Here is a 7806-nt window from a genome sequence, read left to right on the forward strand (position 1 = left end):
CTCCTTACTTTAACAACAAATAGTTGGTTTGTTTTACTTCTTCCATTACCACATAGGTTCGGGTGTCGTTCACGCCTGGTAAACGCAATAAGGTTGTACCCAGTAATTTACGGTATGCTGCCATATCTGCCACACGGGTTTTTAATAGATAATCAAAATCCCCTGACACTAAATGGCATTCTTGAATTTCGTCTAACTGCTGGATCGCTTTATTAAATTCCTCAAATACATCGGGCTTACCTCGCACAAGGGTAATTTCCACAATAACCAATAAAGGAGCATCTAACAATTCCGGATTTAATAACGCTTTATAACCTGTAATCACGTTATTTTTTTCAAGGCGTTTAACTCGCTCTAAACAAGGGGTTGGTGAAAGCCCTACACGTTTCGATAACTCAATGTTTGAGATTTTTCCGTTACGTTGTAGCTCGTTTAAGATTTTTAAATCAATAGCATCTAGTGCTTTAGGTAGTTTTTTATGTTCCATATATACTCCTTTTTAGGCAATTATACTGTGCTAGACACAAATAGTCCTAACTAATTTTGCGATAACACCGATAATAATTGTTTACCAAAAGATTCTCGCCAACCTCTCAACAATTCAGGTATTTTTTCTTGCGGCTTACCATCAATAAACCATTTAAATAGTTGGCTTAATTGGCGTTTACTTGCGATCAGTTCCGGGGCAAGATCAAGCGGTCGAATTTCGGCTAATTTTTGCAACATTACTTGCATATTGTATTTATAGCCTTTTTCGTCTACTAAACGATAAATAAGCATAGGATAATTTTCAGGTTTCACTGCTTTTCCTTGCTCGACTAACCAGAGAATTTTTTTACCGTGAATTCTAACCTCATTAGGGTGCATAAATTCTAATAATTGAGATGTGTGTTTTGGCTGTATTTTAGCAATTTGAAGCAGATTTGCTTCTTTCACCACAAAATTTAACGCCAGATCACGTTTTTCTGCCTCGTCAATCCGCCATTTAGCTAAAACTTGCAAAATAGCCAACTCTTGCTGATTTAATCGCCACGCATTAGCAATATTTTTATAGGCTTTGGTTTTATCTTCAACTCGCTGAATTTTAGCTGATATTGCCTCACACTCTTCTTTAACCGCATTTTGCCAGTTGCCTTTTGCTAACGCCTCAGCCAATTTTTCATAAATTGGTAACAGATACCATACATCTGCTGCTGCATATTGCAACTGCTGTTCAGTTAAAGGGCGAGCAAGCCAATCTGTACGAGAAGCCCCTTTATCCAGTTCAACATCTAAATAATGAGAAACTAATTTCGCAAATCCCATTGATATACCAACGCCGGCGAAGCCTGCCATAACTTGGGTATCAAACATTGGTTCAGGTAATTGTTTGAATTGATGCTCGAAAACTTCTAAATCTTCACTACAGGCGTGAAGCACTTTTATTGTGCTTTTATCTGCCAATAATGAGACAAAAGGCGAAAAATCGGAAATCGTAGTAGGGTCGATTAAGCTGACTTGTTTGCCATCATATAACTGAACTAAACCTAATTTGGGGTAATAAGTACGGGTGCGGATAAATTCAGTATCAAGTGCTATAGCATTTGCTTTTTTAGCCTCTTCGCATACTGCTGCTAGTTGTTCGTTTGTATCAATCCAGTTATAGCAAATTAAAGATTTCATACTCGTTTTCCGTAATTTTTTCAAAGAATAAAATAATTATGTGATCTGTTTCTCATTATAAACAAAAAAAGATTGTTATTTTTTTCAGATCAAAAAATAATTGCCACAATCAAGATGATAAAAGGAATTTTTAAATGTTTTCCGATAACAAAGCCTTACATTTAGGTAATATTTACCGCTTAATCGAACAATTTGAATTAATTTCAAGAACCGACTTAGCCAAGCTCTCCGGCTTAGCTCCGGCATCTGTAACTAATCTTACTAAAATATTGATAGACAACCATTTTATTTTAGAAAGAACGGTGCAAAATACACTCGCTCGAGGGCGCCCTTCTGTTGGTTTAGCCGTTTCAAATTTCTTTTGGCAATTATTATGCATAACAGTTTCACCACATAAGGTTGAAATTTCCCTTTGTGAATTAAACGGTAAGCAAATGTACAAGCAAGATTATACAATCTCGCCGCAAAATTATACTCAATTAGACGATAACATTTTGAAATTTATCGAAAATTTCCAGCAAGCTCAGACTATCCATAAAGAGCAGTTACTTGCAGTTTCTATAAGTGTTATAGGCAAAATTAATGCAGAAAAAGAGAGCATTACACAATTAGGTAATCACAATATGCTTTGCCATATCACACCTAAACTTGCTCAATTATTTGACTGTCCAATTTTATTAAGCGAGCATTTTCAATTATGGCTATTGGCAGAATCAACTGTGGGTTCTTTAATCAGCCAAAACAATGTAATTTTCATTGAATTAGACGATACAATAAACGTAAGCGTACTGTTAAGCGGCAATTTGCTACATAAACAGTCAAAAATGAATGTTGATAATATGCATATGCCTAAATTCAGCCAATTAAGTGATGAAGCATTCCCTGAATTGGACACTATTGATCGTTATAAATTAATTAATCAAGTTACCTTCCCTGTTATCGTGCAATTAATTGATAAATATTTACCGAATGATTTCGCAACACCGGAACAAAAAATCAGTTTATTTTGTCAAAAAATTGAGGAAAATCAACCGCTTGCATTAACCATTTTAGAGCATATTACCGATAATCTCGCCTATGCTTTAATGAATTTAATCAACATTTTCTCTAGTGAGAAAATTATGTTCAATTCTCCTCTACTTCGGATAAAAGAACCTTTATTTAACCAACTTTCGGCAAAATTACATAAAAATTTGTTACAAGATCTAAAAATTGATTTAGTAACCAGTCAATATGATTGGAATAGCCCATTAATTGCTTGTTCTGCAATAAAACAAGGAATTTATGACGGAAATTTGATCAAGGACAGTATAAATTAATCTTTTCTTGGTTAAACTACAAGGCGTGAATTTTTTGTTAAAGGAATTTGTAATGCCTTCATTATTTATTACCGGAACAGATACAAATGTTGGGAAAACAGTTGTTACCCGAGCGATTATCCAAACCCTTACTGAACACCATTTCCCTGTAGTGGGTTATAAACCGATTGCGTGTGGTGGCGATGACTCTTTACCGACCGAGCCAACTCAATATGATTATGCAACGGAAGATAACTCCGATGTATTAACTATTTTGGAAAGTTGCCCGAAAGAAGTGTGTTATCGAGATATCAACAGTTATACATTTATCCATTCCAGTACACCTGTATTTGCGGCACTAGATGCCGTTCATCATATTCAATTAGAAAAATTGAATAGCGATTTGGCTCGATTGGAAGAAAAATTTCCCAATGTAGTTGTTGAAGGCACTTATGGCTGGCTTACCCCGATTAATAAAGATTATAGCTTTGCTGATTGGGTAATCCAAAATGATATGCCGGTGGTGTTAGTGGTAGGTATTAAAGAAGGTTGTGTTAATCACGCACTACTTACTGCCAATGAAATTTTGCAACGTGGAGGGAAACTAGTGGGCTGGGTTGCCAATCGGGTGAATCCTGGGTTGCGACACTATCACGAACTGATTGAATTACTCAGTCAAAAAATTAACGCACCGCTATTAGGGCAAATTCCTTATATGGGACACCCGGAACAAAAACAATTAGCCGCCTATATCCAAAACCCTGAGCCATTGTTTGAGTATTTTCAGAAATAGCAAGCGGTTCAATTTCACTGATTTTTTGCATATAAAAAGGGAGTTTCCGATTAAAAGAAACTCCCTTTTTCAACAAGATAAAGATTAAAACTTAACTTCAACTCCTAATATAAAATTCCGACCCGGTTGAGAAACAAACGGATGATAAGAGGTGTGAATATAGATCGGCTGATTGAGTAAGTTTGTCCCATTCAAGCTAATTTTATACTCCGCATTTTTAAATTTGTTGCTGTAACTTAAGCCCAAATTCAACATTGAATGCCCTTTGGTCGGATACTCTAACTGGCTTAAACGGCGTTGGCTAAACATACGATAGAATTCCGCTTCACCAGCCCAATTTTCATTAAATTGTGCATTTACCCGTAAACCTAAACGCAGTGGCGGCGTTCTTGGCGTATTCATATCGGCACGGTAAAGCAGATAAGTTTCGCCCGGTTTTGCATCTTTCGGTAAATGATGTTTATGAATGCCACCTACTTTCACAGGAGGTAAATCAGTCAGCCAACCTCGTACCATATCACCGAAAATCGTCGCTTGATATTGCTCATTAAAGCGATAACTCATCTCCGCTTCTAAGCCGTAAAAACGTGCTTTTGCTTGGCTGTAACGACGCATAAACAGCTGGTTTTCACGGTAGAGATTTTCGTTAAAAATATAGTTTTTGAAGTGGTTATAGTACACCGTGGTTTTATAACCGAACTTCTCGCCTTGATAGCTCAGCCCTAATTCAACGTTATTCGACTGCTCTTTTTTCAGATCTTTATTACCGTATTCAAACGAACTGGTCGCCAAATGCGGACCGTGGTAATAAAGTTCCATTGGTGTTGGATGACGTTCATTGTGTGATACGGTAAACGAGAGCTGGTAATCCGGATGGAAGAACCAGTTGAACGTACCCGAATAGGCATAGGCAGTTTTATCGTATGGAGATAAATCCGGCTCAACCTGTCTGCCACCTGATTCACTGTAGAATTTTTGTAAACGTCTGATTTCATCAAGATCGTAGTCGATCTCAATTTTCTGTTTCTCAATCCGTCCGGCAAGCTCAAGGGCAAAGTTATCCCACATATATTGCTCAATCGCAAAGAGGCTCAACTGTTTATTATTGTTTTCAACCAATGGGAAACGCACTTCGCGGTCGTTCGGCGCATTCATACTGCTTTTCTGCGTCTGATACTGCACGCCCCAAACACCGGTTAAGCCGCCAATCGGTGAATGATAAAACTCCAAGCGGCTGTTTTTACCCCGATTTTTGTAAATATTGACCGGCTTGCCATAGTTCTGATCTTTCTTCAACTGCTTATTCACAAAAGTGCTGACCGAACCGGCATCTTTTTCATCGTGATAATAATTCACATCGGTATAGCTGGCTCGGATTTTATCTAAACCTCTAAACGGTTTTAACAGTTCGCCTTTCACATCAATTCGTTTGGATTTTAAATCCACCCACGGACCTTTGTGGGTATGGTCGTGGGTATGACCATACGGATTATCGTGGCTGTGCCCTGCATCCATTTCGTGATCGGTTCCGCAATGGAAGTGTGGACCGTGGCTAATCAGATCTTCATCCAGCAAATGCGGATATTTGTAGGTGTAAGCATATTTATCGCGTACTTCGTTATAGATATGCCCGATACATTCATCAAATTTATGGTTATGTCCCGGCAAGCCGTAGGTGTCGGTGCGTTCATTATACGCTGCTCCAATATAGCCACGCTCGCCCACAAAAGATAAGCCCACTGTGCCGACACGAGAGCGGTTGTAGGTATCCGGCACATAATTGAGCCTTTCGCCAAGCTGCAAACTTTTGACACGATAGTTATCACTATGGCGAGCTAATCCCTCCACTCGCAAGGCAACGTGCTGACCTAATCCTAAAGTTGCCCCTAAAACACCTAATCGCTCTTTACTGGCGGTATCAAAACGGCTATTGAGTTCTACTTCATAACCTTTTTCCGGCACAATCGTTGGAATACGTTTATCCACCACATTCACTACTCCAGCCGGCGAACTGCTGGTATAAAGCAGCGTGCTTGAACCACGTAATACTTCTACTTGGCTTGCCAAAAGTGAATCAGCAACTACGGCGTGATCAGGCGAAAGGCTGGACATATCTACTACGTCCGAGCCATTTTGTAAAATTTTAATGCGTGCACCTTCTTGCCCACGAATAATCGGCTTACTTGCTCCTCCGCCAAATGGGTTACTGTGTACGCCTAATTCAGCAGATAAGGCATTTCCTAAGGTTGCCGAGCGTTTTTTAAATTCTTTACCGTCAATAATTTTATCGCTGACTTTGAGTAAAGTTACCTCACTGCCTTGGGCGATTACAGGTGTTGCAGTATTGCCAATTACAGAGACTTCATCTAACACGGCAACGTCTTCATTGGTTTGAGCTAAGGCAAGCGTACTTAAATGGGCGGAAATCAGCACCGCCAAAAGGGTTTTGTTTGTCATTTTTCTTTTCCCATAAATAAATTAAGGTTAATAAGTTACGCGAAATTTTATCGACTTTCAACAATAACCATAAAAAATTTATATATATTTTTATATTTTACTCTTGCCAAATAAAAAATATCCATTAATATTTTATGGCTTTTAAAAAGGAGAATTTTTTATGCAATCTAAACTCAAATTAACCTTAGCGGCGGTTGCCGTATCTGTTGCCCTAAGCGGCTGTAAATCTACTGATGGTGCTCGTGTAGTTGAAAAACCTAAAGCTGAACAAGCGGTCGAAATGACCAAAAAACCTGCAAAATCGGAAAATGCAGACTCAAATAAACCTGATACAAAGGCTGAAACAACAACGCCGACAAAGCCTGATACGCCAGTTAAGCCAAAACCATCTGAGCAACCAAAGCCTGTTGTGCCAGTCAAACCAACAGAGCCGGCTAAACCTGCTGAACCTAAACAACCCATTGAACAGCCAAAACCTGCTGAACCGACTGAGCCTACTAAACCTATTGAAGAAAAACCGGTCGAACCACAAAAAACAACGCCATCAACTTCAGTAAAACCGGTCAATGAAGACAGTTCAGGCAAATTATGGCGTGTAATTCCGTTAGCAAATAACGGATTACTAAGCGATGCCGGCAATGTAAGACGTGAAGATCGCGATCATTTTGTTCACCCTGATGCGGATGGTTCAAAATCTCCTTTTGTGGCTGATGAAGATGACAAACCCCATAACTACTACTTAGTGCTAAATCTTGGTACAGAGGATAAAGAAAATGTCAGAATCCCAACCTTAATCTCAAACGGAGAAAGTTATTTGGGTAAACATTCAGGAGTATTGAACGATAACAAATTAGAAGGGAAACAACTTCTAGTTGGAAATGAGGATATGCCTGATGCCAAACAGATTAATTATCTCTACATCAACCAACCTTACTCAAGCTACGGTGCGTTATTTACCAATGAAAATGATAGTTCATTGTTTAATATCCGCTTAACAACAGGGCGAGATGGTAAAAAACAAAGTGCGGAAGGCAGCGGCTCAAGCTATGCTGAATATGGTGTGTTTGATATCGTCAACGGAAAAGCCCAATGGAAAGATGGTTTAGTCGGAGATGCCATCTATAAAGGTAATGTCATCGCCCGATTTGAAAAAACTGTTGATGGTAAAACTATTGCCTATGCTCCACAACTTGACGGTGATGTTACCTTAAAACTCCATCTTGATAATGAATGGGAAAAAAATAAGCTCACCGGTGAAATAGACAGCGTAACGTTAGGTAAAATTAAGCTGGATGAAAGTAAATTACCTGATGCAAAATATTTAAGAGAAAGTATCAGCTTTAAGGACAGTGGAATATCTTATATTGAAAAAGATAACCATTTATCAGGCTACTATTCAACCAAATTTGTTGGTGAGAATCTCAATGATGCTATTGGCACTATTGAGTTAGAAAGCGACGAGGAAGAAGGTATTACTAAATATAACGCTGTATTTGGTGGCACAAAATAATCGTTCAGTAAATATAAGGTAAAGACCTTAGCCTATTATTTACATACTGCGATTTTTAAAATAATTAAGAAACCCCATATAAAAAT

At 38.4% G+C, this 7806-nt stretch carries 6 protein-coding genes; 3 read left to right on the forward strand and 3 right to left on the reverse strand.

Translation table 11 applies throughout. From position 1 onward, the window contains the following. Positions 1-4 precede the first annotated feature (4 nt). Positions 5-487: a leucine-responsive transcriptional regulator Lrp gene (gene lrp, locus V6W77_RS05010; protein ID WP_025236006.1), complete on the reverse strand. Its 483-nt coding sequence runs from the start codon at positions 485-487 to the stop codon at positions 5-7. A gap of 50 nt (positions 488-537) precedes the next feature. Then, positions 538-1662: a ribonuclease D gene (gene rnd, locus V6W77_RS05015; protein ID WP_334253976.1), complete on the reverse strand. Its 1125-nt coding sequence runs from the start codon at positions 1660-1662 to the stop codon at positions 538-540. Between the two features lie 134 nt (positions 1663-1796). On the opposite strand from rnd, the gene V6W77_RS05020 reads away from it, so the two are divergent. Together V6W77_RS05020 and bioD are read left to right on the forward strand one after the other, a co-directional pair. Beyond that, entirely contained in the window at positions 1797-2981 is a 1185-nt protein-coding gene (locus V6W77_RS05020; protein WP_334253977.1) for an ROK family protein, read from the forward strand. 52 nt (positions 2982-3033) lie between these two features. Further along, entirely contained in the window at positions 3034-3753 is a 720-nt protein-coding gene (gene bioD, locus V6W77_RS05025) for a dethiobiotin synthase (protein WP_025236009.1), read from the forward strand. A gap of 84 nt (positions 3754-3837) precedes the next feature. Here the strand turns inward: bioD and V6W77_RS05030 are convergent, their stop codons facing one another. After that, on the reverse strand, positions 3838-6210 hold the full coding sequence (locus V6W77_RS05030) for a TonB-dependent receptor (RefSeq protein WP_334253978.1): 2373 nt from the start codon (positions 6208-6210) through the stop codon (positions 3838-3840). Between the two features lie 160 nt (positions 6211-6370). On the opposite strand from V6W77_RS05030, the gene V6W77_RS05035 reads away from it, so the two are divergent. Continuing rightward, on the forward strand, positions 6371-7720 hold the full coding sequence (locus V6W77_RS05035; protein WP_334253979.1) for a hypothetical protein: 1350 nt from the start codon (positions 6371-6373) through the stop codon (positions 7718-7720). The last annotated feature ends 86 nt before the right edge of the window (positions 7721-7806 follow it).

The sequence above is a fragment of the Mannheimia indoligenes genome (assembly GCF_036880405.1).
Lineage (GTDB): Bacteria > Pseudomonadota > Gammaproteobacteria > Enterobacterales > Pasteurellaceae > Mannheimia > Mannheimia indoligenes.